The sequence below is a fragment of the Leptospira bouyouniensis genome (genome assembly GCF_004769525.1).
Classification (GTDB): Bacteria; Spirochaetota; Leptospiria; order Leptospirales; family Leptospiraceae; genus Leptospira_A; species Leptospira_A bouyouniensis.
The window spans coordinates 151,318-177,616 of sequence record NZ_RQFT01000012.1 but is presented as its reverse complement, the minus strand read 5'-3'; the positions used below and the strand labels follow the sequence as shown (position 1 = coordinate 177,616).

Below are 26,299 nucleotides of genomic sequence, written 5' to 3'. Positions count from 1 at the left end.
TTATTCCCAACCTTCAGGCAAAGTAACAGACTCATTCCCGCTCTCTAACGAACGTTTAATGGCAGAACTAGTTTTTGTATCACCTTTACTTTGTAATACTCGCCAATATAAATTTAAAGCAAGAGGTAAATGTTTTAATCTTCCAGATTTTTGGTATAGTTTTAAAAACAAATCATATTCTTTTTTCACAAACTGAATACAGGCAAGTTGTAGTGGGATGAGATATGAATACGGTTTTAATTTGTATTCTGCTTCCAATTCCCTTTCAAAGGATTCACCTTCATTACGGAATCGTACCACTGTATCGATACATGGATTGACTGAATGTGTTTGTTCATATCCAAATTCACTTCCACTCATCCAATCCCCTCGGAGTTCTGTTTCTAAGTCAGATTGGTATTTGTAAAAGGTTTGGATAGGGAGATACTTTTTGGCATAACGAAGCGCATAAAAAGGTGGAATTTTTCCAAACGATATATATTGGAATTTTTCTTTTTCCCAAGATTCCCATTCTTCATAAAACCCAATTAAGAATTTCCAGATGCGAAAAGACTCTTTTTCTTGCATCAAACCAAGTTCGATTGCATGAAATAAAACTCCCACAAGTTGCCAATGGGAATCATTTAAACATACATCCACCAAGTTTTTAAAATCAATTTTTTCAAAATTACCTTTTGAATATTCAACTAACATGTGTAAGACAGAATTCTCAAAAGGAATTTCAGAATATTCCCAACCAAGTAGAGCCAATAAACGACGGTTGTCATCAGTTTGACCAAAATGTTCTTTTGTGGCGAGGACCCATTTTCGAAATTCCGAAATGTTTCCGACATATAATAATCCAAAACCTATGAGTTCCCAATCTTCCCTTTCCATTTCATCGAATTCTCGATTTTGGCATAGTTTCCAGATTCTCTCCAAACTTTCTTTAGGAAATGGAGTGGGTGTTTGTAAAACAGGGTCATGGAAACGGTAGTTTGCATCATTTTCAGAAAGAACCGAACAAAGGCTGAACCCCCCGGAGAAATCGGTCGATAAATAGAAAAGGTAGTTTGCAAAACGAGACTGGTTGCCTGAAAAAAAGGCACGTAACTCTGGCCACAACTCAGGAAGGGAGACTTTTTTAGGGGTTTCTTCCGTCGGGTGGAATTCGATTCTATATTCTGGCCAGCGTAGTTTGTATTCTGTTTGTAAGCTCATAAGGAGGGGGACCTTCCCTCTCTAAATTCGTAATCATAGGAAGTATGCATGAGGCATTTTTGGTTAGCAAGTAGAATTCTTCTCTTTTTCACAACATCTCTACTGGCTGAAACAGACCTTCATTATTTTATCAAATCTCACCAATGGGGGCAAATTGAAAATCATTTCAAAAATACAACACCTTCTCGAGAAAGTGAAGTTTATACCCTCATTGAATTCCATGAAAAATCACCTAACGGAGACAAGGAGAAACGATTTCGGTATTTATTGTCTCTGATTAGAGGAGTCTTTGTAACCGAAGCTAACGAAGAAGAAGTCAGGAAAATTCTTACACAAACCATGCCCTTCCAAACCACTCTATTTAAATTGAGTTATTGGAAATTGTACAACGAAATCACATCAAAAAATTACCTCACACCATTAGAAAGAATCCAATTCTTAAATCGACTGAACATGGAAGAAGACCCAATTTGCAGGCGAGTGTTAGATGAACAAATTAGATTACTTGCGGCAAATAACCAATGGAAAGAAATCATTGAAAAAATACAATCCATCCAAGATTCTCATCGAAGGTATCTCTTAACAGGCGACAGTTTATATCGGTATGGAAAAGCAAAACTCATTCTTGGTGATGAAAAAGGTGCCATTGAAGAATGGCTAAGTTGTTTACAAAAAGATGGTTTGATGGACCAAACAGTTCAGATGATCGCATCTGATTGGAGTAAATACAAAGGGAGTGGGAGTATCTTACAACTAAATCCATCTGAAATTACCTTATTCCTACCAGCCATCAATACCAATGACAAAGATGCCCTCTTTCGTTCTAGACCTGAGTTATTTTCCAGCCGATTGAATTATTATGAAGGTTTTAAACACCTAACTTCTGTCCTAACGAAGGTTGGAAAAATAAACGAACTCTTTCGGGTTTTACGAGCCAATAAAACCTTTGTGGATATGGATTCTTCTTGGATCGTTTCACTTGCAGATACTTTGTACCAACAAAATAAATTCCAACAGGCAATTGAACTCTTAAAAACCTTTCCAGGAAAAGATGCAGGTTATTACCGTGTGCTTGCTGCCTCCTATGATAGGTTAGGTGACAGGGAATTATACTTTGAAAATTTAATTTTATACCTTGGCAAATACCCTTTCAATTTATTCTACCAGGACCGACTGATCGAATATTTAGTCGAACGAAAGGGAGAAAAATCAAATTACGCACCACTAATCAAGTTCGAAAGAGCACTCGCTGAAATCCCAAACCTACCCGTCAAAGGAAGGCTTGTGTATTGGTATTTACGTTCGTTAAAAGAAAGTGGAGATACGGATCGGCTCAAAAAAGAACTCAAACGATATTATGCACTTTGCCCTGGATCATATTACACGCGAGTGATTCGGGAAGAATTTTTATCTACCATCAAAGAATCAAATAAACCAGAAAATCCAACATTTAATAAAGAATACTTATACGAATATTTGTCGTATACTGCTGGGATCCCAGAAGAATCTGGAGCTCTCATTGGTCGTAACTTAGGATTTGTATATCCCAAAGATTCTTATGAACTTGGAAACAAATTAGGTGGAATGAGCTCGCGGATCCAAGGTCATAAACTATTAAACCTTGCCAAAGAATATTTCAGAGTGGGAGAAGATAGTTTAGGGCTTCATCTTGTGAACTTTCATGTGAAACGTGAAAACTTGTCAGAAGACCAAAAGGATGAAATTCTCGTTGGGATTGGAGACTTAACACATAACACTTATTATTCGGCGTTTCATACAAGATCCCTACTCAAACGATATTTGATCCCAGATGATCCTATTTTACTGCCTACTTCACTCTCCATTCGTATGTACCCAAGACCTCACCAAACGATTGTCTCTCGTTACGCAAACGAAAATGGAATCTCCGAGGACAGTATCTATGCTCTTATGCGGCAAGAATCCTTTTTCAAAGAAACTGCCACTTCTAGGTCCAATGCTCGAGGCCTTATGCAAATTATGCCAGCAACGGGAAGGGAACTTGCCCAAAGGATGGGCATCTCTTCCTATTCGTTATATGAACCAGAGACATCCATACGTTTAGGGACTAAATTTTTAGCTTACTTACTCAAATCGAACGGAAATGAATTGAAATGGGCATCGATTGCCTATAACGGTGGACCTGGGAATTTACGAAAATGGAAAAAATCTGTCTACTCGGGCGATTTTAACCATTTTTTAGAAGACCTACCTTATAAAGAATCACGGGACTATTGTCGCATCGTTGTTTCGAATTTCTACGCATACGATATCATGAAAAAATACCACAAGTTGTAAAAAATGACTTTTCCCCACTCTTTCCCCTGTCTATTCTTTGAAATAGACAGAGATATATAGGAGAAGATATGTCCGAAAAGGCTATTCTGAAAGTGGATGGAAAAGAGTTCGAACTTCCAATTGTTGCAGGAAGTGAAGACGAAAAGGCAATTGATATTACAAAACTCCGCCAATTGTCAGGTTATGTTACGATTGATTCCGGTTATTTAAATACAGGTGCATGTACAAGTGAAATCACCTTTCTCGATGGTGAAAAAGGAATTTTACGTTACCGCGGAATTCCCATCGAAGATCTTGCAGCAAAGTCAACGTTTACCGAAGTTGCTTACTTACTCATCTATGGAAAACTTCCAAACGAGGCTAAGCTCAAAGAATGGAATAGTTCAATTACCAAACATACAATGATCCATGAAGACCTCAAACGTCTGTTCAATGGATTCCCAAAAGATGGACACCCTATGGCGATCATGTCTTGTATGATGGGATGTTTATCTACATACTACCAAGATAGTTATGATCCAATGAATGAGGAACATAGAGAAATTTCCATCATTCGCCTACTTGCAAAATTTCCAACAATTGCGGCATATGCTTACAAAAAGTCCATTGGACAACCCATCATTCATCCATTAAATGAGTTAGATTATGCATCTAACTTTATGAATATGATGTTCGCAGTTCCAGCCGAAGACTATCATATCGATCCAGAAATTGTTTCAGCACTCAATTTGCTCCTTATCCTTCACGCTGATCATGAACAAAATTGTTCTACGTCAACTGTACGTTTGGTGGGATCTTCTCTTGCCAATTTATACGGTGCAATTTCTGCAGGAATTCTAGCTCTTTGGGGGCCACGCCATGGTGGTGCCAACCAAGAAGTTTTGGAAATGTTAGAAGGGATTAAAAAAAGTGGTCTCTCTGTTAAAAAAATTGTAGAACAAGCCAAAGACAAAAACTCAAGTTTCCGTCTCAATGGATTCGGACACCGTGTTTACAAAAACTTTGACCCACGTGCCAAAATCATCAAAGTTGCATGTGACAAAGTTTTAAACAAACTTGGAATCAAAGACCCTCTCCTTGATATTGCAAAAGAATTGGAAGAAGCGGCTCTCAATGATCCATACTTTGTTGAAAGAAAACTATATCCAAACGTAGACTTCTATTCTGGAATCATCTACCGAGCTCTTGGTATCCCTACAAACATGTTCACCGTAATGTTTGCTATGGGAAGATTACCAGGTTGGATTGCACAATGGAAAGAAATGATTGAAGACCCGAACCTTAAAATTGGTCGCCCGCGACAAATTTACACTGGTCCAAAAGAAATTTCTTACGAAGCAGCAAAAAAACAAGCGTAAGACGATAACAAAGGACAAGGGAGTCTCCCTTGTCCCAGCCAACCTTTGAAACCAAACCTTTACAAATTCACCCTCTTCTTCATTCTCATAAGTTTCTTAGCATTACCTATTTCTGCAGAACCCAATGAAGATATGGGAGAACGACTTGTTGCGACTAAAAAATTTACCTATTGGATCGACCGAAAATCAAATACAACTGTAGATTCTGTTATTTCCGTTGGAAAATTCCAGCCGATCGATGATGAGTTTGTCAATTTTGGTTTTTTAAAAGGTACCTTATGGTTACGACTTGATCCAACCGATTTTCCAAACCCAACCAAATTCCCCCTGCTTTTAGTCCAAGCACATAATATAGATTTGGTGGACTTATACCACAAAGATGGCAATGATAGTTTTATTGTATCGAAATCAGGCCACATCCAACCGATGTTCCAAAGAGAATTTCCTCATAGGAATTTTGTTTTTCGAATGGGCCACCAAAAAGAAACCATACTGATCGCTATCAAGTCTGATATCTCCTTACAATTTTCGATTGTTTTCACAAACCAAAGGAATCTTCAAAGAGAAGATTATGTAACCCAATGGGTGTATGGTTTATTTTTTGGAAGTTTAGGAATTATCATTCTTTATAACCTTGCGATTGCTTTTTTTGTTCGAGATAAAAGTTATTTTTACTATATCGGATATGTTTTATTTTTTGGACTAGGTCAGTTATCCCTACTTGGTTTCTTTGGATATTTTTTTGTTCCTAATTCGTATTATTGGAAACGTGTAGGGATTCCTGTTTTTTTTAGTCTTTGTCTTTTTTTCTTCGTATTATTCACTGCTAATTTTTTAAAGATCAAAGTCAGACTTCCAAGAACAACGAGATTCTACCATCTACTTGGCGCTTTTTCTTTATTCAATGTATGTATTGCCTTGTTTGGTGGGATCGCAGAGTCGTCCATTGGAGTGAGTTGGCTTTCTGTGATTATATGTTTAACATTATTTGGAATTTTGATTTGGGGATTAAAAAAGAGAATCAGATCTTTTTATTATATCTCCATCGCTTTCTTCCTTCTGCTGTTTACCTGTATGATTTATGGACTTCTCAAATTTGGAATTTTACCTAGTAATCCCTTTTTTGAAGAGATGTTATTCCCTATTGCATCGTTAGCAGATATCACCTTATTTGCGTTTGCTTTAGCAGATCGAATCCAACTTCTCAGGCAAGAAAAAGATCTTGCCCTTGCCCAAGTCACTAGCCTAAGAAGAGAGCGAAAAATTTCTCGTGACATTCTTATGCAATCACTTCCAAAAACAAATCCAGATGTAAAAAACCTACAGATCCAAATTTATATCCAACCAATGAAAGATGTTGGTGGGGATTTTTACGAATACCATTCTCCGAATCCTTATGAGTTAGGTATTGTATTATGTGATGTCTCTGGTCATGGAATTCCAGCTTCACTGATATCAGCTATGGGAAAAGTCGCTTTCACCACCCAAAAGGATTCCATCTCTTCCCCCAAACAAGTGTTAGAAGGTATGAACCGAGTTTTGTATGGAAACTGTTCCCCTCAATATGTGACTGCATCTTATTTATATTTAAATAGTTCTACCAATGTCTGGAGGTTTGGACGAGCAGGCCACCCAAGTGCTTTTTTACAAAGGGCAAGTGGTGAAATCATAAAAGTCCATCCCAAAGGAAAAATTATCGGTGTGTTCCCTGAAATCCAAATTGATGAGACCACCTACCCTGTTTTGCCCAAAGATCGAATTTTACTTTTGAGTGATGGAGTATTGGAATGTTTTGATCCAAAAGGGAATATGTTCGGTGATACAGGTCTTATCGAATTTTTAAAGACCAACCGGGAGTTACCCAATCATTTGTTTAAGGGTAAACTCATCCAAACATTAGAGTCCTTTTCAAATCGAGAAATAAAAGACTGGGAGGACGACCTAACCTTTATTTTTCTGGAATTGGTATGACAAAAAGTTACGAATTATTGGATTCTGGAGACCTATCGAAATTGGAAATTGTAGGTGGTTACAAACTACAACGTTCTTCCCCAACTTCCGCTTATGGCAAAGAAACTCCTGGGATCTGGAATGACTTACATGCTATGTACATCAAAAATGATTCAGGCTCTGGCCATTGGAATTTCCAAAAAAAAGTTCCAGAAAGTTTTACCATCGAATTTTCAAACCTTACTTTTAAAATCAAACTCACACCCTTTGGCCACATTGGTCTTTTTCCTGAACAAGAAACAAACTGGAACCGAATCCGAGAGATCGGAAAGAAAAAAGCAGGTTTAGAAGTTCTGAATTTATTCGCATACTCAGGTGGGTCTACACTTGCATGCCTCGATGCTGGGATGAGTGTTTGCCATGTGGATGCGTCCAAAGGAATGGTAGACTGGGCAAGAGAAAATGCCAAACTTTCCGGACTCGATACAAAACCTGTTCGATGGATTGTGGATGATGTGATGAAATTCATCCGCCGAGAAATCAAACGTGGGAAAAAATACCAAGGACTCATCCTTGACCCACCGAGTTTCGGGCGTGGATCAAAAGGTGAAGTTTGGAAAATTGAAGAAAACTTATCTGAACTGATGGATGCCTTGATGGAGTTATCTGATAACAAACCTGAGTTTGTCATCCTCAGTTGTCACAGCCAAGGGTTTAGTCCTCTCACCTTAGAAAGGATCCTTTCCTCTCGCATCAAAACGAAAGGGATTTATGAAACGACAGAACTCTTCATTCCCGAAACATCTGGAAAAAAATACCCTGCTGGTTTCTGCACTTTTTTTAAAAGATCATAACAGAGGCCGTTTTCTCACATGAAACCACAAAGGAATTACATCACAAGTTTCTCCAATCCTAAAGTGAAATGGGTGGCAGGTCTCAAAGAAAAACGAAACAGAGATGAAGAAAAAAAATTTTTCATCGAAGGATACCGTGAAATCAAAAAAGCACTCACGGGGAACCAAAGCTCGCCAATTCCTTGTTTGCCGATTAGTATCACCAGTTTGTTTATATCTCCTGAATGTTTTTTAGGTGAGAATGAAGAATCCTTGATCGAATCCATTCGGTGTCCTGTTTTTGAACTTCCTCGTAAGATATTTGAAAAAATTTCATACCGAGATCGACCAGATGGCCTCATCGCAGTAGCAGATACACCGAGTGCGGAGGTTCCCTGGAAAAAAATCCAATCGATTGATACAAATCCTATTCTCATCATTGAAGGCGTAGAAAAACCAGGTAATCTTGGAACCATCCTTCGAACTGCAGAGGGAGCTGGGGTGGGGCTTGTGATTGTCACTGATCCAAGGATCGATTTATTCAATCCAAACGTTGTTAGAGCAAGTACTGGGACGATATTTACACTTCCCGTTTACATAGGAGACCTCACTGAAGTTTTAATAGAACTTCAGAAACAAGGATACAAAGGATATGCAGTCACACCGGAAGGTAAAACATTATATACATCAGTGAATTTAAAGGAGAAATCTGTATTTTTGTTTGGAAGTGAACAGTATGGACTAAGCCCACTTGCTAAGGAACTTGCAGATACAACATTATACTTACCGATGCTAGGTGAAGCTGATTCACTCAATTTAGCAATGTCTTGTGGCATTGTACTTTATGAATCCATCCGCCAAAGATCTAAATGAAAATTTATTATTACATTTCAGGTCATGGATTTGGTCATATCAGTCGATCAGGAAATATTATCAAACGATTGCTAAGTGAAGATTTTATTGAAGAAATTCATTTGGTAAGCACACGGATCAGTTTTATCGACTTCCAACATCCTAAGTTGAAATTAAAACCTCTCAAACTTGATGTTGGAATCTCACAAAAAGATTCTTTGTCCATTGACCTTGATTCGACAAAAAACGAACTATTTCAATTCGAAAAAACAAAATCATCTCTCTTAAAAGAAGAAACAAAATACTGCAAGGAACATCAGATTTCACTCATCCTCACTGATAGCTCATCATTCCCCATCACACTTGCATTGGAAGTTGGAATTCCCAGTATCTTTCTTGGAAATTTCACTTGGGATTTTATTTATCGCAATTATGCCAAAGTCGATCCTTATTTTGGAAATTTAAGTGATCAACTTGAGGTGGAATATGGTTTTGCAACGGAAGCCCTTCTGTTACCTTTTTCCTGTCCAATGCCACCATTTATTGAACAAACAAACATTGGTCTTGTGGGTAGAAAACCAAACCAATCAAAAGAAATGGCAAGAAAAAACTTTGAATTTAAGGATGATATCATATATATCCTTCTTTCGTTTGGAGCTTATGGATTAGAAGGTCACAAATTAGAAACCGAGAATTTACCAAAAAATATCCAACTTGTCGCCTACGGAGTGCCTGGGATCCAAAACGATGGGATTCTTGTCCCTGAGGTTTCACATTATCCGGATTTGGTGGCGGCATCAGATTTTGTTTGTACAAAACCTGGTTATGGAATTTTAGCAGAGTGTTATTATGCTAAGACACCTATTTTATACACAGACCGAGGTGACTTTATCGAATACTTGTATTTAGTGAACGCACTTGATTTGTATTTTCGCTCAGCATATCTCAATTTAGAAAAAATTATTTCTTGTGAATTTGATGCAGTGCTGGCAACCATGAGAACAGTTGATGGAATGACTCCAAAATTGGAACTAAAACCAGATGGCGAGGAAGATGTTGTCCGTCATCTGTTAGAATATACATAAATGCCAGGACCTGACTCATATACCGATCGAATTTTACAAGATTTGGAAGCATCTGAAAACGGATATTTCCAAATTGAAAATTCCCATGGAAAAGCTATTTTAAAAATCACAAAACCAGGATCCAAAGGAAAAAAAGTAGAATACAAGGATGTCCTTGCACGCGTTCAACTTTTTGGTGTGGAAGGATACCAAACCGAACAATTAAAAAAAATCGTTTTACTCGCAGACGGAAAACCAGTTGAAATCGGAACATGGTCCAAAGGAGATCCCGTACCTTCCTATGCAGACATCAGTGTTTCGGAAGATGGAATGGAAGCCAAAATGGTACTCCACCCTCCAAAACATGGCGGACCACTTCTCACCGAGCACCAGTTACGTGAGCAGATAGCCGCCGTTGGTGTTTCTGTGGGAATCATCGATACTGTTATCCAAAACCAAATCAAAAATCCTGAATTTTTTGTTCCATATGTAATCGCAAAAGGAATGCCACCGATACCTGGGAAAGATGGCGAGATCAAAATCTACTTCCGATCCGACAACAAACCACAGTTAGAGGAAGATGAACATGGTCGAATCAACTATAAAAATATTGGTGTCATCCAATCTGTCAAACCAGGTGATCTCATTGCGGAAAAAATCCCTCCTAAAAAAGGTGAGTATGGAAAAACTGTTACTGGTAACATCCTTCCCTACCAAGAAGAAAAAACTGTCGAATGGATTCTTGGCCCGAACGTAGAATTAAAAGAGGACAAACTGTTCGCAAAAATTGCCGGTAGACCAGTTCTCTCTGCAGCATGGGAAATCAAAGTGGATGAAGTAATCCAATTAGAAGCCGTTGATTATTCTACAGGGAATATTGATTTTCCAGGAACCATCATTGTAGAAGAAAAAATAGGAGATGGTTTTTCCCTAACAACAAATGGCAGTATCATCATTCGAAACTCTGTCGGAAAAGCTTTCCTTAAAGCCAAAGGTGACATTGTTCTATCGGGTGGCTTTATGGGTCGCGGAGAAGGTTATATCGAATCCGAAGGGAATATCTATGCAAAATTTGTCGAACAAGGAAAACTCACAGCCCAAGGTTCCATCTTTGTTGAAGAAGCCGTGATGCATTCCGAAATCTCAGCAAAAGATTTTATCCGAGTGATTGGTGGCAGGGGAGAAGTGATTGGTGGCACCATCATCGCTGGAAACTCACTTACCTGTGCAAAATTGGGAGCAGTTGTCGAAACCAAAACCAAAGTAGCTATCGGTACCCCACCTGAACTTCTGGATGAACTCAACCGCATGAAAAAAGAAATTTCTGAAAAAGAAATCACTCTTCACAAAGTCCAACTTACACTCACCAAACTTGTCGAAAAAAGCCAAAAAAAAGAACTGAACCAAGAAGAAAAAGACACAATCACCAAACTAAAAGATGCGAACGACAAATTCACAAAGGTACTTGAAACTCAAATTAAACAATTTGAAACAGCACTTGGTTCGTATGAGCCAAACCCAGAAGCCTTTGTGGATGTGGAAAGAGAGGTGTTTCCTGGTGTGGATTTAAGTTTTGGAGCAGGGAAAAACTACCGGATGGGGATTAGTTCCCTAGTTGGAAAAACTCATTTTTATTTAGGGACAGATGGTTCTATCCAAACGGATCGTAATGTGATTCGAAAAGAGGACGACTTACTCCTCTAACAAAACTCCATCTTCTTCATCTCTTGAGATTTTTTTTTCAGGTTTGAGATCGGCATCGACTGAATTCGTTACTTCCTTCGAACTTTTTTTGCGTTTCTCAAATTTCAATTTTGCCAAATCTGTTTTATCAAATACGAGCCAGTGGCGGTTACGAAACCCACCAACCTTTTTAAAGCTAAAACCTTGACCTTGTAAAACGTAAGTTGACTGCGGGAAATGATCAAATGGAATATCAGGAATATTCGACCAATCAAAATAATTTCCTTGTTCATCATAAGAGATTTCTTTTTGTAATTCACCAAAAAGAATTTCAATGGATGTGTCTGTAGACCAAATATAAAAGGCTGTCCGTGAATAATGTGACACCACTGATTTCACAGGATTGTATTTTGAAATAACAAGAAGGATCTGGTCTGGTTTTAATTTTTGTAATCCATCTACAAGATCCAAAGCGAATTCCTTCACTTCCTTTTCTTCAAAAATGTATTGGTTTACATCACCATAAGAACTTTCTTCACGAAACCGAATGTTTCCAAGTAAATCTAAAATTTTATCTTCTGTGAGTTCAACTGGGTGAGCAAAAGTTTTGGCAACTGAGGATTCAGTTTTCACATTGATTTTATCACGGTTTACAGTATAAATCGCAAACTCATTGCTACGAAAGAGTAAGGATCGGGATTTTACACCTGAAGCACAAGAGTTAAACAAAACCAAAGGAAAAATCAAAACGGAGAGAAGTCGAAAGAGTTTCATATATGTTTTAAGCCTCTAGAGTTTTTTGGAACTCTGGAAATTTAGATAAATATTCATCCAAGGTCAAAATGGAGAGAATGTGATTGAGTCCGGAAAGTCGAAAAACAGAATTTAAATTTTTATTGAGATTGGTAACAAATATTTCTACACCACGATTGTGAAGGGCAGAAGATGCTTTGATCACTGCGCCAATTCCACTGGAATCCAAAAATTTTACTGAATGAAAGTCCATGGTCAACTTACCAAAATTGGAACTTTCAATTGCTTTCTCAAATTCTTGGTAAAACTCACGTGAGTTTTCCATCAGGACATCCCTTTGGATGGAGAGTAACAGGTGGTTTTCCTGACGGTGGCTTTGAATCAACATACTTGGATTAACAATACGTTACGATTCTCTTCTTTTGTGTCAAGAAAATCGGACTTAGGAAACTGGAGTCAAATCGGTAAGATTCATCTCTAAATCGTGAGGGTATCCTTCTTTGTCATTGTAGATGACAATTGCTTTATTTTCTTGAATTTCTTTGATTTCGACAGTGGATCCAGTAAAAATAAAAATTCCTTTGTGAAGGAAGGTTTGTTTGGATAATTTTGCCTTATCTCCCGGTTTCATTCCCCATCCTCTTTTTTAAGGTACAGATCTTTGCCAGCTTTTTTCATCACATCAAAAATATACATTTGGCTGTGGTCGACACGGGTCCCGATATCATAAATCGCATCAGTAAAATCAGCACCTTCGATTTTTGCAGACGCAAGTTTGGCAAAACGTAAGTCAGCACCACGGAAATTGGCATTTCGAAGGTCTGCTCCATTAAAAAAGGAGGCTTTTAAATTGGCTCCGGAAAAGTTCGCACCAACAAAACTAGAATTTTGAAGGAAAGCATTGTGAAGGTCCGCACCTGAAAAATCCACGCCGTCCAACTTTTCTTTTTCCAACATAACACTTGATAACTTAGCATCTCGTAAATGCCCTTGGTTATGTAGGAGTTCCATGGTTTGTGCTTTGGTAATTCGATTTTCTTTGGGAACCCCTTGTCCTGACTCAAAGTCTTCCACTGCTTTTTTGAGTGCAGCGACAGCAGACTCAGGATAGTTTTTCCTTCTTTCAGGAAATTCGAAAAGAGTTTCAAGTGTTTCAGGTGTTAGATTTTTAAGATCAGAAATAGACTTTCCTTTGGCATATTCAGTTGCCATAGCAAGTGCTACGATCCCAAACCCACAACCAGTTGTGGTATAACTTGCGTCTTCCACAACTTGTTCATCGTTTAACTTTAAATAGATGCGGTATCCGTCCCCGCAACCAGTGTTGCGGTAGTAGGAGACGACGGTTGCGTCTTCCATCTCACGGTAATTCATCCTTTGGTCGTTGATTTCTTTGTAGCGAGCAAAGTCCATTACTGCCATGAGTGTTCTCCTGTTGTAACTTAGACGGTCCTAAAGAGGCAAATGCCTCTTATTTCATTTTGTATTTTTTCTTGAACTTGTCTACGCGGCCAGTTGTATCCACGAGTTTGGATTTTCCCGTGAAGAATGGGTGGCAGTTGGAACAAATTTCCACACTGATGTCCCCGGAAGTGGAACGAGTTTCTATCACAGTACCACAAGCACATTTAATTTTGGCAGCAACGTATTTTGGATGGATGTCAGTTTTCATGGTGGCCCTTTTAGTTCGTATTCATGCTGGCGAGGAATTGGTCGTTTGTCTTCGCGCCACGCATTTTTTCAATCAATAGTTCCATACTTTCGGTGATACTCATAGGAGAAAGTACTTTTCGGAGGATAAAAACACGAGTGAGTGTATCCTGTGGTAAAAGGAGTTCTTCCTTCCTCGTTCCTGAGCGGTTGATGTCAATGGCAGGGAAAATTCGTTTGTCCGCGAGTTTTCGGTCTAAATGGATTTCCATATTTCCCGTTCCCTTAAATTCCTCAAAAATCACTTCATCCATCCTAGACCCTGTGTCAATGAGGGCTGTGGCGATGATGGTGAGCGACCCACCCTCTTCGATATTCCTCGCAGCACCAAAAAAACGTTTTGGTTTGTGAAGGGCATTGGAATCCACACCACCAGATAGAATTTTACCGGATGTTGGAACCACTTGGTTATAAGCACGGGCAAGCCTTGTGATCGAGTCGAGGAGGATGACCACATCCTTTCCATGTTCCACAAGTCGTTTTGCTTTTTCGATGACCATCTCTGCTACTTGGACGTGGCGCTGTGCCGGTTCATCAAAAGTAGAACTGACAACTTCACCCTTGACATGGCGTGCCATATCTGTCACTTCTTCTGGACGTTCATCAATGAGAAGGACGATGAGAAAAATTTCTGGGTGGTTACGAGTGATGGCATTGGCAATGGATTGCATGAGAACTGTTTTTCCAGTCCTTGGAGGGGCTACGATGAGAGCACGTTGTCCCTTTCCAATTGGGCACATAAGATCAATCACACGTGTGTCCAAATGACTAGGATCAAACTCCATATTGATTCTTTCGTTTGGATAAAGAGGTGTTAGGTTATCAAATAAATTTCGTTTTTGTGCAACTTCTACTGGGAAACCATTGATGGATTCTACACGTAACATCGCAAAAAATCGTTCTGCCTCTTTTGGTGGCCGAATCAGACCTGTTACAGTGTCACCCGTACGAAGGCCAAACAATTTGATTTGAGAAGGTGATACATAAATATCATCTGGACCTGGCACATAATTATAGTCAGGTGAACGTAAGAAACCATACCCATCAGGAAGTCTTTCCATTACCCCTGCTGCATGCACTTGTCCGTCTTTTTCGGTTTGTGCTTGGAGAAGAGCAAACATCAAGTTTTGTTTTTTCAAACCATGAGTGTTTTCCACCCCCAAACCTTTTGCAAGGTCTGCTAGTTCGTTGATGTTCTTTTTCTTAAGTTCAACTAAGTCAAGAGGAGGAGGGATTGGGCCTTCATAACGGCTCTTTTTTTTCTTAAACTGTTTTGGTGGTTCGGAACCATCTTCTTGGTCCATGATGCCGTTTGTATATTCAGTTGGTTCTTCGGGAGGATTAACTTGGATTTCTTCTTGTTTGCGTGATGCCATAGATTGTTCTACATTGATTTGTTAGAGTATTTGATAAAATTCGGGAAACCATTTGTGCAAGTTAAGTATGCAAGTGAAACAGCGAAGTGCGGAGGTGTTTTCTCAAACGGTAATGAAAAACTTCTTTGCCTGAGTGTTTTCGTCAACGTCTTTTTTTTGCCTTTTTGGTCGCTTTCTGAGTGTTTTTACTTCCTTTACTCTGTTTCTCTTGTTTTTTCTGTGCAATTTTGACTTGTTTCTCTGGTTTTGCTTTTTTTGCACCCATTGAATTAGTTTTTTTCTTCAGTGAACTCTGTTTTTTCTTTGAAAGGATTTGGTTTCCTTTGGGAGATTTTTCAGAATCAGATTGTTTTTCCGACCGTTTCCTTGGGATCACAAGTCTTTCTTTTTGGTTATTTTGGAACCGTTCTGATAAATTTAAGAATCGAATTCTGTTTTGTAAGGTTGTCCTTGGGATTCCCAATTCTGTAGCTGAATGTGAAATATTTTGAGAATTCCTTTGTAAGGATTTATGGATATAGTGTGCTTCCATTTCCGTTAGTATTGTTTCTAAAGGCAATTTTGATTGGAAGGCTAAATCTAAATCAGGGAATTGTGATTTGGTTTTCCCACTCGAAAATCCATTTGTAGTAGATGAAAAATGATATAAAAATCCAACTACCTTCTTGTCTTTTTTCAAGGTAATGATACGAACTTGTGATTGTAAATCAGGTAACATCGTTGTAAGAACATTGGTTTCGGCCTCTTTACCAAGACTCAAATCATGTTCTTTTAAGTAAGTAGCCAACACTTCCCTGTTTAGATTGTGTAAATATTTTTCCGCGGTTTCAATTGAATCATCAAACAGTGATTTTGTGAGAACATCCTTCTCGAAACTTTCATTGTAAAAAATAGTACCACCAGTCACATCCGTTGCAAACAGTCCATCAGGGAAATGGGATAATATAAGTTCCATAAACCATTGGACTGAATCGAGATTTTCTTTTTTTTTCTCTAGTTTGGATTCGATCCCTTCGAGTTTTGGATCTCTAATTTGTTTGGATTCAAATTTGGTAAAGGAAGCAAGGAATCTTGGTTTGTCCCAATTGTCTTTTTTTTCACCATCAAGCCCGATGACTGGGATTAGAGGTGATTCTTTAAAATATAATACCAAAGACTCACTGAGTTCTGTATCTAAAATAGAGAGAGGGATTTGTTCTAAATCTTCTCTATCTTTGCCAAGGTCTGACAATTCGCGGTGGACTCTGTCTTTGGATAATAAACCGACAAGATCTCCTTTCTCGTTGATCACGGGAATGTGAGTTGCTCTGGTGAGCAAAAAATGACGATAAAGTGATTCAAACTTCACTAAGCAGTCATTTTTTGAAATTTGGTGTGAATGAAAATGAAAATTTTTTAGTTTTCTTGGATAGAAGATTGCTTTTGTTTGTGGAGTCCCATCCAAATGGGTTGCACCCATGCTGCATCTGCACTCTGGTAGGCTTCTGGAATTTCTGCTTTTTGTGAACGTAAAGACAACAAACTATATACCAGCGAACGTTTGTATGTATGGAGAGAAAGTTGGTAATTTCCAGACAAAAAATATTCTTTCGCGTGGTCTTTTTCACTTTTTGCCATCACTAAGTAACGTTGGATTTTTTCCTTAGTATCCCATTCCAAACGAACAGCTCCGGATTTTTCATCCGTTTCCATTTGTATCCATAAACCCATGGCTTTTTGGTAGAGTCCGCTTGTTTGTTCTTCCATGGGTGTACATAGTTTTCTTTGGGTGACAAGGATTTCCCCTTCGGCAATCGATAATACTTTTTCGATTTCGGGTCGTTTGCCTACTCGGTATGTTTCTTCCACTTGGTCACGAAGAGCCTCAATCGAAGTTTTTCCAACTTCTGGCTCAAGTTTTAGTTGTTCTTTGATATCGAGAACAAGTGTTATCTTTCCATCCAATTGTTTTTTACGTTCCCGGTAGGACATGGTGCTTTTGGCAACAATACCGATCGAGAAAATGAGAATGATAACACTTGCAATCCACTTCATCTTATTACTTCTTATTTCTTCTTTTCTTCTGGGTAGATAGCTTTGCCGTTTTCATCAAATTTCGGAGTTGGAGGAACAGACTCACGTCTTGCACCTTCTGTCTCTTTGATTTGTGCATTGGCTTCAAGTAATAAATCTAATTTTTTAGAAGTGATGAATCCATAATTGTCATCATGTTGTTCCAATAAATCGAGTGGTTTCGCATCTGGGTTTCCTGGAGGGACAACCGTTCTTTCCATACGTTTGTTTTCAATGAAGTTGATGAGTGTATCTCTCACTTTTTCGTAATTACGTTGTTTTTCTTCGTTACGTGCTTCTTTTAAATCTTCATTGGATCTGTATTGGTATTCTGGTTTGTCTTCATCTGGAGTTTTGCTATAGATCATCGCAAGGATAGCAAAACGTTTTGCACGGCGAAGAGTCAGAATCCCTTCTTTGTAGAGTGTGAGTTTGTAACGGTATTGGTGAGGGCTGGAATTGAGACCTGTTGTATAAAGATCTTCCGATGAACGAAGGTCACGAAAACCTAAACGTAACAAAGCTTTGGCGTTGCTATCATTGGATCGGATGATTGTAGGTGCTGCAGCTTCGAGGAGTGCTCTTGCATCTTCAATGTATTTTTGTAATACGATTTCAAAGATGTTTTTGAGTTCACCTTGTGCTTGTCTGAGTTGTCGAAACCCATACACATAGTTACTTTGTAAGTACCACATATTCCCACTAAAGTCAGATTGGTTGGCAGCTTTTAAGAGTTTGAAATAATCAAAATCCAAATTCTTTTTGGAAGGGTCTTGGGGAGGAGTTTCGGCTCCCGGCTGTGCAGTGGTTTGAGCATCTTCTTGCGAAGGCGCCAAATTACTGAGTGCCACATTGATAAAATTTAAGTTTTCTTTGTTTTCAAAGATCAAAATCCCCAGATTCGTTTGTTCTGGAGACACTGCATTGATGTGGGAGATATGCCCAACAACGATTGCAAAAAAGAGGATGAATTTCCATTTTCCCATAGCTCTACCTTGTTTTATATATCGGAGCTATGGAAAAAACCAGGACTAAATTTTACATTTTTTGGATTCGATCGATGGCAGAAATGACATCTTCTCGTTTTCCAAAGGCAGAAAGTCGGAAATACCCTTCTCCCGCAGGTCCAAATCCAGAACCAGGGGTTCCTACCACTTGTGCCTTTCCCAAAAGTTCGTCAAAAAATTCCCAAGATTTGAGACCTCTTGGGGTTTTTAACCAAATATAAGGAGCGTTTGTCCCACCAAATACTTTGTAACCAGCTTTGTTTAGTCCTTCGCGGATGAGTTTTGCATTTTCCATATAATAGGAAATTTGTTCTCGAATCTCAACTTGGCCTTGCGCAGAGAAAACTGCTTCAGCCCCTTTTTGTGTTACATAAGAAACACCATTAAACTTAGTTGTGTGACGGCGGTTCCAAAGAGAATTAAAACTCACTTCTTCTCCTGACTTTGTTTTCCCTTTGAGGTCTTTTGGGATCACAAGGTAAGCACAGCGTGTTCCCGTAAAACCTGCCGTTTTGGAAAAGGAACGAAATTCCATGGCAACTTCTTTGGCACCTGGAATCTCATAAATAGACTTTGGAATTTCAGGGTCTTGGATAAAGGATTCATATGCGGAATCGTAAAGAATGATACTTCCCATTTTTTTGGCATAGTTCACCCATTCGGAGAGACGTGCTTTTGTTGCCACCATCCCTGTTGGGTTATTCGGATAACATAAGTAAATGATGTCTGGTTTTTCTTTTGGAAAATCCGGCTCAAAATTATTTTCTTCTGTCGCAGGCATATAAATGATATTCGCATAACGTCCATCAGGCCCGACTTCCCCCGTACGACCTGCCATTACATTCGTATCTACATACACTGGGTAAACAGGATCTACAACGGCAATTTTACTATCGAGCGAAAAGATCTCTTGGATGTTCCCGCAGTCACATTTGGATCCGTCTGATACAAATACTTCGTCTTCTGCAATTTGGACACCACGCGCAGTGTAATCTTGAGCAATGATTTTTTGGATGAGAAACGAATACCCTTGTTCTGGTCCATAACCATGAAAACCACCGGCACTTCCCATTTCTTTTGCCGCATCGACCATTGCATTGACAATCGTTGGAGCTAAAGGAAGGGTTACGTCCCCAATCCCAAGGCGAATGATTTTTGCATTTTGGTTTGCATCGGAATATGCCTTTACCCTTCTTCCAATTTCAGGGAATAAGTAACCCGCTTTTAATTTTAAATAGTTTTCATTTATCTGAGTCATTTTCTTCTTTTTTTTCCTCTATGAGTTTTCTCGATCTAAATCCTTCATGATAACCGTGTTCGTATAACACATCTTCTTCGCCCCATGTCCAACAGTAAAAACCATTTCCATGATCAAAATCAACAAGCCACAAACCTTTCACATCTATTTTGAGATTTAGAATTTCATTTGTCCAATGTTTGATCACTTCCCCTATCTCTTCTTCTTTGGATTCAAGGATGTTTTCTGGTAACATTTTGTTTCTGACATCATCTGCAAGAACGCTTGCCCTTAGGTAATATTCTTTTGTGATGTCACGTACGAGTGGCAGAACTTCTTTTGCTTCTTCCAACGTCCAAATTTTTTTAGTCAAAATTCACTCCAAGACTTAAGCAAAGTAATGCCATTCTCACTACCACACCATATTTCGCCTGACGGAAGTAAGCTGCGTTCGGTAAGTCATCCACATCAGTGGAAAGTTCATTCACACGAGGCAGCGGGTGAAGAATAGTGGTATCTTTTTTGGAAGCAAGGACAAGTTCCTTATTCACTTTATAAATATCTTTTAGTTTTTCATATTCCCTATGGTCAGGGAATCTTTCTTCTTGGATCCTTGTGACGTAAGCAACATCGGCATCCCAAATCGCTTTGATGTCTGTGGTTTCTTCCCATGTCATGGGAAATCCTTCTAAGTTTTTTTTGTATTTATCGGGGAGTTTGAGTTCTTCAGGGCTAATGAGATACAAATGTACTGGGTAATGTCTGAGAAGGTTAATAAGAGAATGGATGGTTCTTCCATACTTAAGGTCCCCGATAAAGGCAATGTTGAGTCCATCGATCTTTCCTTTTTCAGAAACAATCGTATACAAATCGAGTAGAGCTTGTGTGGGGTGTTGCCCTGCCCCATCTCCCGCATTGATCACTGGGATATTCACAGCACCCGCAGCAATCCGTGATGATCCTTCCACTGGGTGGCGGATCACGGCGATATCACAGTACGCTTCGATCATCTTCATGGTATCGTATAAAGTTTCGCCTTTAGAGATAGATGAAAATTGAAACCCCACAGTCGAGATGAGTCTCCCCCCAAGCCTTTCCATGGCCGCTTCAAAACTCATCCGAGTACGAGTGCTTGCTTCAAAAAACAAGGAAGCAAGTAGTTTCCCATGGAGGATTCCGAAGGCTTTTCCGGATTCATGCAGGGCATTCATACGGTTTGTTTTTTCAATGAGATAATTGAGGTCGTCTTTGGAAAATTGTAAGGTGTCTAAGATGTTTTTGTGGGAGTATGCGTACATAGATCGGAAATCTTTTCTCTAGGGTTTTTGGTATCGAATAAATCGAAAACATATTTTTTGGTATTTATGGTCGAGACAATTCAGAACAAACTCCTGGATATGGAACTTGTCACCCAACACTTGGTCCAACCAGACGATTTAAATTACCATAACAATCTATTTGGAGGGAAAATGCTCTCCTGGATTGATGAAGGAATGGCAATGTATGTGATGAACAAAATCCGATACACAAACATTGTGACCATGAGCATGGACAATGTCGTGTTCCGTTCCCCAGCCCGGGCAGGCGATATTATCCAAATTTATGGTAAGATTGTAAAATATGGAAAATCATCCGTTACGTCTCGGACTCTTGCGATCACAAACAACCCACAAACAGGAAAAATGTCAGCTGTGATCGAAAGTGATATCACCTATGTTTGTTTGGGAGAAAACGGCAAGCCGACTGCTTATTTCCGTAACTTCACCCCTCCCACTTAGGGAAGAGGGTTTGTGAATGGCCGAGTAAATTCAAAATCCTTCCCGCAATGAAATCTCCCAGATCATCAAGTGTTTTTGGCATTTGGTAAAAACCTGGGGAAGCAGGTAGGATGATGGCACCCGCTTCATCTAACGCTAAAAGGTTCCTTAAGTGGATGCGATTGTAAGGAGTTTCTCTTGGAACAACAATAAGACGTCTTCGTTCTTTTAGGGTGACATCTGCAGCACGTTCAATCAGATTTTCGGTGAGACCTGCTGACATCGAAGCGACTGTTTTCATACTACAGGGGATGACAACCATCGCATCCCAAACATTGGAACCACTGGCAATATCAGATCCAATATCAAAAAAATTTCGAACATGAAATTTGTGTTTGGATTTTATCTTCCACTTTTCTTCTACAAAGGACAATATGTCTTCGGTAGTTTTGACACTCGTTTCATATTCTTCTGAAAAAATTCGGAGGGATGCGGGGCTTGCTGTGATATACGTTTCCCCTTCTATGTCACAGAGTGCCCTTAGAAATCTTGCGGCATAAATGCTACCACTAGCGCCCGCAAGTCCTACAACAAGTTTCATCGAAAACTAATCCCTGAGGATATCTTTAATAAAAATTCATTCCATTTGTCAAAGAGAATGGCTAAAAATAAAACCACACTGATCCAAGAGTTGATTTGATAAAAGATTAGAGGTAAGTCCTTTCGTTTGTACTGGTAAGAAATTTTATGTTCATACAAAACCAAAATTCCAATCACAGTTAGGATGAGAAAGTACATAAATCCAAGTTCGGCACTAATCCCAGCAAAGATAAAAAATACAAAAGACAAACTGTGTAACACCACTGCAATGATACGTGATTTGGTTTCTCCTAGCTTTGCAGGAATGCTGTGGAGATTTTCTTTGGTATCAAAGTCCATGTCCTGGATGGCATATAACACATCAAAGGCGGCTATGTGAAATAAAAGTCCAAGGGAAAATAAAATTGGAACAAGGCTTATGGTTTCCGTGATGGCAATCCAAGCACCCAAGGGAGCAAGCGAGATAGCAAATCCCAAAACCAAATGGCAAAACAATGTGAATCGTTTGGTCAGCGAATACAAAAAGAGGATAAAGAGTGCTGGGAACGAAAGTAAAAATGCCAGTTTGTTCACAAAAAAACTAGCAAAGATAAAGATAAAAGACGAAAGACCAATAAATAGCAAGGCAGAGAGTTTCGAAATTTTCCCAGCAGGGATTTCCCGATTTTGGGTGCGTGGGTTTTTTTCATCGATTTCAGAATCCACATATCGATTAAATCCCATGGCGGCGCTGCGAGCACTCACCATACAAACAAGGACAAGTGCCCCAATCCTGAGTAAATCACCTGTGTCAAGGCTCGATTCTAGGTATGCTAAGACAAAACTAATCCCAGCGAAGGGCAAAGCAAAAAGTGTGTGGGAAAATTTAACCATTTTAGCGTAGAGAAATAGATTTTTGAAGAAGTTCATGGCATCCTTTCTGCCCTTAGTTTAGACAGGCGGTAGGTTTTTTGGTTCATTCTGTTTCGAATTCTTCCGTTCTTAGAACCAAGGTCACAAATAATGAATATCCGTCTTTCCTTTCTTGGAAGATTCTCCCTGTCCATTTTGACAATTGGATTATTTCTTTCGAATTCAGTTTTATCTTCTCATGAAAGTTTTGAGGACAGGCCACTCCGACTTTTTTTCCACTGTGGAAAAGACCTTTTCACAAAGATGGATGAGGAAGGCCGAGGGGGCCTAAGCTCCCTTCTAGGGTATGTGGAACGAGAAAAGATGGATTTGGATTTAAAACGGGGGAAAGGGTACATGTTGTACCCTTTTGGTGCCAAAGACAAACCTCTAGAATTTCCCTTTGATGGATTCAATCTCACAAAAACCATTGAGATGGAACATGGCCCCGTCAAACTGGGTATAGGTTCAATTGATGGGCTTGTGAATGCAAAAAACATTGATGACTACGATGGTTGGATCGTGTATGTGAGTCCCGAAGAGGAAATTAAAATCCCAATGATCACTGGTAGGAACGAACCCAATCTACCGATCTTTTTACTTGTCGAGAAAAAACCACAAGGTCGATTGCGTTACCTAGCAAATGTCCACCAAATTGAATGCCCCAAAGACTATGGCAGACTTGGCACTTTAAATTTGTATTATCGCAAACGAAACCTCATTCGTTTGGATTATAAAGTAGAATCCATCAATCTCGTAGATCGTAATCGTTCTTGGAAACAAAGAAAAGAATCGGAAACAGAAGAAGGTTTGGAAAAACCTATTCCGAATAAGAAGGACATAGGGAAGCAAGGGGGCAATCCGAACAAAATGTACGACGAGCCTGGCAATACTTACGACCGAGAAATATTAGGTAAAGAGATAGGTTTCGGCAAATCTCCTTAGGTGTGATTTTCATCATCTCTCGTTCAATTTGTACGGGATCAGTTTTTTTGGTAAACCCTAGGCGACCTGTGAGTCGTTTCACGTGGGTATCTACCACGAATCCTTCCACCACGCCATAAATTTCAGCGAGTACAACATTGGCAGTTTTTCTTCCAAACCCAGGGAGTTTGATCGCATCCTCCATTGTCTTTGGAAGTTCCCCACCAAATTCAGAAAGAATCATTTTCGCAAATCCTTGGATACTTTTGGCTTTGTTTTTATAAAACCCAGTGGAGAATATTTTTTTTTCAATTGCGGAAAGGGGTGCTTTGGCAAAGGACTCTAAGGTTGGGAAGGTACGAAAGAGTTCGGGTGTGACTTGGTTCACACGTTCATCAGTGCATTGGGCACTGAGAATGACGGCGATTGCCAATTCGTAAGGTTTGGTATAGGTAAGAGGGGTTTCTACGACACCGAACTCCGCCTCAAGTAGGCGGTAGACTTCGTTGATATTTGGTGTTTTTTTGGATCGTTTCAATCCACAAACAAACTTAAATCTTGGGTTTAAGCTGTCGGTGCAGTTTGTGCTTTCGGTGTGATTCCTACGTATTTTTTAGGAGTGATGGCAGAAATGTCACCGCCGTGGTCTTTGATTGCCACTTTCAAACCTTTTTTACGAAGGGTTCTTAAAGCACGTGTAGAAATCTTAACGCGAACCCAGCGATTCTCATCTTCCAAAAAGATTTTCTTTGTGATCACATTCACCTTCCAGATACGGCGATTCTTTTTATGAGAATGGGATACGTTGTTCCCTGCCGTTGTTCCTTTTCCGGTTACTACACATGTTCTAGCCATAATTATTACCTTGTTTCGCTATGTTTTTGTACCCTCAGAATGGGTCAATTCGAAACGAATCTTTTCCTGAAAGAATCGAAGTGCTTCGATGGGAGTGTCCGCATAACCAAATAGATGTAAGTCCTCTTCGGAAATGAGCTTCATCTCGGCCAATTTTTTGAAATTGATGACCTCTGACCAAAATTTTTTTCCGTAGAGCAAAATGGGAATCCGGCTTTTTTTCCCCGTTTGGACCAAGGTTAATGTTTCAAATAATTCATCAAAAGTCCCAAACCCACCAGGAAAGGCAATCATACCTCGACAAGTTTTCATAAACCAAAGTTTTCGCATAAAAAAATAATGGAATTCGAAGGTCAGTTCTTTGTTCACATAGGGATTGGGGTGTTGTTCATGAGGGAGGACAATGTTTAAGGCAACCGATTTCGAACCTGCTTCTTTTGCCCCACGGTTCCCTGCTTCCATGATCCCAGGCCCGCCACCAGTACAAATATGAAGGTTACGATCGGGGATTTCTTTTTTTAATACCTCTGCCCATTCGCTGATCAACCTTGAGAACTCCCGTGCTTCTTCGTAATAATGGCTTAAAGAGGAAAGCTGTGGATTTGGGTTTGTCCTTTGTGTTTCGGGAGAAGGAATCCTTGCAGATCCAAAAACAACAATCGTATCCGTAATCCCATGTTCCTTAAATTCTGCTTTAGGATGGAGGTATTCCGAAAGGATACGAATGGGACCCGCCTCATTCCCCCATAAAAAACTTTGATTCTCAAAGGCTAAATCTTTCATCTTGTTATCATAGATCGACCGATTGGTATTAAAAATGTGGAAATTCCCAAAAACTTACAAATTCAACATTTCCTTAGAACATCTCCCTATCCAGGAAACAAAATTACGACAAATGGTGTTAGAATGGGAAGAAATTGGATTCCGCATGTTCTTACCTTTCCATGTTTTTAACTGGAAGACGAGACCAGAACCAATATTACATAGCCACATTGATTTTGATTTTTTTTACCAATTGTCTAATTTCGAATCTGTTTTGTTTCTTTGTTTTCCCAAACAGTTTGAAAAAAAGAAAAAAGACCATGTAACAAATATTTTGCGAGATAAATTTCCCAGCATAAAGGAGACTCACAATCATCCAACTTTTTTAGAATCTATCAGAAAGTGGTGGAAGGACCCGGTGCAATTGTATTTCGGAAATTTGGGAATGGTTCATACACGATTGGACATGGAAGGAATAAAAAATCCAACGGGTTTTCTCCACTTACAAATCCATGAAGGAGAAAGTCATATCGTGTTTCGTGTCGGTTATTTGAAAGCCATCCAATACCGTTTTCATTTAAAAAAATTCAAATCACCTTTCCCAAAAATTGCAGAATGTTACATCAAAACAAGAGATGTTCATAGTGATGGAAGTCTTGGAAATGTTTATGATCGATTTTTAGGTTACCTTTTGGAATCGCAGACCGACGAATACTTGTTACCTTATTTTGGATTAAGACCTTCGGTTCCAGATTTCATTCGAGAACTCATTCCCGAAGAAATTTGGAACCTACCTACTTTTTTTGAAATGCCAGATTGGGTCTTAACCAATTTGAAAGCGGAAGAACTACAATTTAGGACTGTCTTCCAGGTTTCCACTTCTTCGCAGCTTCATCTAAAATAACAAAACGTGAATTTTTACCAATGACAACTTCATTGATCTTTTGGTCTTGTAAGGCTCGGTAAACAGAAGTTCTACTAGTATTTTTTTTCTCAGCGAAATATTTGATCTCCAAAAGATTTTTACTAATTTGTTTACAAGTATTCACTAGGGCATCTGACATTGGGGGACTATCCTCTTTTTTTTTGTTAGACAGTTTGTTCGATAAAGAGAGGGAT

The 26,299-nt window shown here is 39.2% G+C and carries 28 protein-coding genes; 9 read left to right on the top strand and 19 right to left on the bottom strand.

Annotated features, from left to right (window positions below; genetic code table 11):
• Window positions 1-1,200: an LBF_1011 family protein gene (locus EHQ43_RS15050; RefSeq protein ID WP_135771616.1), complete on the bottom strand. Its 1,200-nt coding sequence runs from the start codon at window positions 1,198-1,200 to the stop codon at window positions 1-3.
• Between the two features lie 48 nt (window positions 1,201-1,248).
• Between EHQ43_RS15050 and EHQ43_RS15045 the strand changes: the two genes are divergently transcribed.
• The 7 genes from EHQ43_RS15045 to EHQ43_RS15015 all read left to right on the top strand — a co-directional run bounded on the left by EHQ43_RS15045 (window position 1,249) and on the right by EHQ43_RS15015 (window position 11,277).
• Complete coding sequence (locus tag EHQ43_RS15045) at window positions 1,249-3,516, top strand: lytic transglycosylase domain-containing protein (RefSeq protein ID WP_135741409.1); 2,268 nt, start codon at window positions 1,249-1,251, stop codon at window positions 3,514-3,516.
• Window positions 3,517-3,584: 68 nt separating this feature from the next.
• Complete coding sequence (locus EHQ43_RS15040; protein ID WP_135741408.1) at window positions 3,585-4,874, top strand: citrate synthase; 1,290 nt, start codon at window positions 3,585-3,587, stop codon at window positions 4,872-4,874.
• A gap of 45 nt (window positions 4,875-4,919) precedes the next feature.
• Window positions 4,920-6,845 carry a SpoIIE family protein phosphatase gene (locus tag EHQ43_RS15035; RefSeq protein WP_135771615.1) on the top strand — a complete coding sequence of 642 codons (1,926 nt, stop codon included), beginning with the start codon at window positions 4,920-4,922 and terminating at the stop codon, window positions 6,843-6,845.
• A complete protein-coding gene (locus tag EHQ43_RS15030; protein ID WP_135741406.1) occupies window positions 6,842-7,678 on the top strand; it encodes a class I SAM-dependent methyltransferase in 837 nt (278 codons plus the stop codon). The genes EHQ43_RS15035 and EHQ43_RS15030 overlap by 4 nt, the downstream gene beginning before the upstream one ends.
• 18 nt (window positions 7,679-7,696) lie before the next feature.
• Window positions 7,697-8,530: a TrmH family RNA methyltransferase gene (locus tag EHQ43_RS15025; RefSeq protein WP_135754719.1), complete on the top strand. Its 834-nt coding sequence runs from the start codon at window positions 7,697-7,699 to the stop codon at window positions 8,528-8,530.
• Window positions 8,527-9,594 carry a glycosyl transferase gene (locus EHQ43_RS15020; protein ID WP_135771614.1) on the top strand — a complete coding sequence of 356 codons (1,068 nt, stop codon included), beginning with the start codon at window positions 8,527-8,529 and terminating at the stop codon, window positions 9,592-9,594. The genes EHQ43_RS15025 and EHQ43_RS15020 overlap by 4 nt, the downstream gene beginning before the upstream one ends.
• Window positions 9,595-11,277, top strand: a complete 1,683-nt coding sequence (locus EHQ43_RS15015; protein WP_135741403.1) for a DUF342 domain-containing protein — start codon at window positions 9,595-9,597, stop codon at window positions 11,275-11,277. It abuts the gene before it with no gap.
• Here EHQ43_RS15015 and EHQ43_RS15010 read toward each other — a convergent pair.
• From EHQ43_RS15010 to pyrB, 12 genes are all read right to left on the bottom strand, one after another.
• Window positions 11,266-12,030, bottom strand: coding sequence for an LA_1326/LA_4305 family lipoprotein (locus EHQ43_RS15010; protein WP_135741402.1), 765 nt, complete (start codon window positions 12,028-12,030; stop codon window positions 11,266-11,268). The two genes, EHQ43_RS15015 and EHQ43_RS15010, sit on opposite strands and share 12 nt — an antisense overlap.
• A gap of 7 nt (window positions 12,031-12,037) precedes the next feature.
• Window positions 12,038-12,397: an STAS domain-containing protein gene (locus EHQ43_RS15005; RefSeq protein WP_135741401.1), complete on the bottom strand. Its 360-nt coding sequence runs from the start codon at window positions 12,395-12,397 to the stop codon at window positions 12,038-12,040.
• A 54-nt stretch (window positions 12,398-12,451) separates the two neighbouring features.
• Window positions 12,452-12,640 carry a hypothetical protein gene (locus EHQ43_RS15000; protein ID WP_135741400.1) on the bottom strand — a complete coding sequence of 63 codons (189 nt, stop codon included), beginning with the start codon at window positions 12,638-12,640 and terminating at the stop codon, window positions 12,452-12,454.
• Window positions 12,637-13,431 (bottom strand): pentapeptide repeat-containing protein, encoded by a 795-nt coding sequence (locus EHQ43_RS14995; RefSeq protein WP_135741399.1) that lies wholly within the window; start codon window positions 13,429-13,431, stop codon window positions 12,637-12,639. Before EHQ43_RS14995 ends, EHQ43_RS15000 begins: the two co-directional genes overlap by 4 nt.
• 49 nt (window positions 13,432-13,480) lie before the next feature.
• Entirely contained in the window at window positions 13,481-13,681 is a 201-nt protein-coding gene (rpmE, locus tag EHQ43_RS14990; RefSeq protein ID WP_012388038.1) for a 50S ribosomal protein L31, read from the bottom strand.
• A gap of 10 nt (window positions 13,682-13,691) precedes the next feature.
• Window positions 13,692-15,095 carry a transcription termination factor Rho gene (gene rho / locus EHQ43_RS14985; RefSeq protein ID WP_135741398.1) on the bottom strand — a complete coding sequence of 468 codons (1,404 nt, stop codon included), beginning with the start codon at window positions 15,093-15,095 and terminating at the stop codon, window positions 13,692-13,694.
• Between the two features lie 142 nt (window positions 15,096-15,237).
• Entirely contained in the window at window positions 15,238-16,443 is a 1,206-nt protein-coding gene (locus EHQ43_RS14980) for a helix-turn-helix domain-containing protein (protein WP_135771613.1), read from the bottom strand.
• Between the two features lie 47 nt (window positions 16,444-16,490).
• On the bottom strand, window positions 16,491-17,129 hold the full coding sequence (locus EHQ43_RS14975) for a hypothetical protein (protein ID WP_135754716.1): 639 nt from the start codon (window positions 17,127-17,129) through the stop codon (window positions 16,491-16,493).
• Window positions 17,130-17,140: 11 nt separating this feature from the next.
• Entirely contained in the window at window positions 17,141-18,133 is a 993-nt protein-coding gene (locus EHQ43_RS14970) for an adhesin OmpL37 family surface protein (RefSeq protein WP_135741395.1), read from the bottom strand.
• Window positions 18,134-18,185: 52 nt separating this feature from the next.
• Window positions 18,186-19,412, bottom strand: coding sequence for an LL-diaminopimelate aminotransferase (locus EHQ43_RS14965; RefSeq protein ID WP_135771612.1), 1,227 nt, complete (start codon window positions 19,410-19,412; stop codon window positions 18,186-18,188).
• A complete protein-coding gene (locus EHQ43_RS14960) occupies window positions 19,396-19,764 on the bottom strand; it encodes a DUF2203 domain-containing protein (RefSeq protein WP_135741393.1) in 369 nt (122 codons plus the stop codon). Before EHQ43_RS14960 ends, EHQ43_RS14965 begins: the two co-directional genes overlap by 17 nt.
• Complete coding sequence (gene pyrB, locus EHQ43_RS14955) at window positions 19,757-20,689, bottom strand: aspartate carbamoyltransferase (RefSeq protein ID WP_135741392.1); 933 nt, start codon at window positions 20,687-20,689, stop codon at window positions 19,757-19,759. Before pyrB ends, EHQ43_RS14960 begins: the two co-directional genes overlap by 8 nt.
• A 66-nt stretch (window positions 20,690-20,755) precedes the next feature.
• Between pyrB and EHQ43_RS14950 the strand changes: the two genes are divergently transcribed.
• On the top strand, window positions 20,756-21,169 hold the full coding sequence (locus EHQ43_RS14950) for an acyl-CoA thioesterase (RefSeq protein WP_039927955.1): 414 nt from the start codon (window positions 20,756-20,758) through the stop codon (window positions 21,167-21,169).
• Here the strand turns inward: EHQ43_RS14950 and EHQ43_RS14945 are convergent.
• The 5 genes from EHQ43_RS14945 to EHQ43_RS14925 all read right to left on the bottom strand — a co-directional run bounded on the left by EHQ43_RS14945 (window position 21,153) and on the right by EHQ43_RS14925 (window position 25,201).
• Window positions 21,153-21,749 carry a UbiX family flavin prenyltransferase gene (locus EHQ43_RS14945; protein ID WP_135771611.1) on the bottom strand — a complete coding sequence of 199 codons (597 nt, stop codon included), beginning with the start codon at window positions 21,747-21,749 and terminating at the stop codon, window positions 21,153-21,155. The genes EHQ43_RS14950 and EHQ43_RS14945 overlap by 17 nt on opposite strands.
• A complete protein-coding gene (locus EHQ43_RS14940; protein WP_135771610.1) occupies window positions 21,746-22,657 on the bottom strand; it encodes a UbiA-like polyprenyltransferase in 912 nt (303 codons plus the stop codon). The genes EHQ43_RS14945 and EHQ43_RS14940 overlap by 4 nt, the downstream gene beginning before the upstream one ends.
• A gap of 802 nt (window positions 22,658-23,459) precedes the next feature.
• Window positions 23,460-24,101 carry an endonuclease III domain-containing protein gene (locus tag EHQ43_RS14935; protein WP_135771609.1) on the bottom strand — a complete coding sequence of 214 codons (642 nt, stop codon included), beginning with the start codon at window positions 24,099-24,101 and terminating at the stop codon, window positions 23,460-23,462.
• Window positions 24,102-24,127: 26 nt separating this feature from the next.
• Window positions 24,128-24,418, bottom strand: a complete 291-nt coding sequence (rpmB, locus tag EHQ43_RS14930) for a 50S ribosomal protein L28 (protein ID WP_015676073.1) — start codon at window positions 24,416-24,418, stop codon at window positions 24,128-24,130.
• An 18-nt stretch (window positions 24,419-24,436) separates the two neighbouring features.
• Window positions 24,437-25,201 carry an LOG family protein gene (locus EHQ43_RS14925; RefSeq protein WP_135771608.1) on the bottom strand — a complete coding sequence of 255 codons (765 nt, stop codon included), beginning with the start codon at window positions 25,199-25,201 and terminating at the stop codon, window positions 24,437-24,439.
• A gap of 34 nt (window positions 25,202-25,235) precedes the next feature.
• Here EHQ43_RS14925 and EHQ43_RS14920 point away from each other — a divergent pair, with 34 nt between their 5' ends.
• Window positions 25,236-26,084: a hypothetical protein gene (locus tag EHQ43_RS14920; protein ID WP_135771607.1), complete on the top strand. Its 849-nt coding sequence runs from the start codon at window positions 25,236-25,238 to the stop codon at window positions 26,082-26,084.
• On the opposite strand, the gene EHQ43_RS14915 is transcribed toward EHQ43_RS14920, so the two are convergent.
• Entirely contained in the window at window positions 26,035-26,244 is a 210-nt protein-coding gene (locus tag EHQ43_RS14915; RefSeq protein WP_135741386.1) for a hypothetical protein, read from the bottom strand. The two genes, EHQ43_RS14920 and EHQ43_RS14915, sit on opposite strands and share 50 nt — an antisense overlap.
• Between the last annotated feature and the right edge of the window lie 55 nt (window positions 26,245-26,299).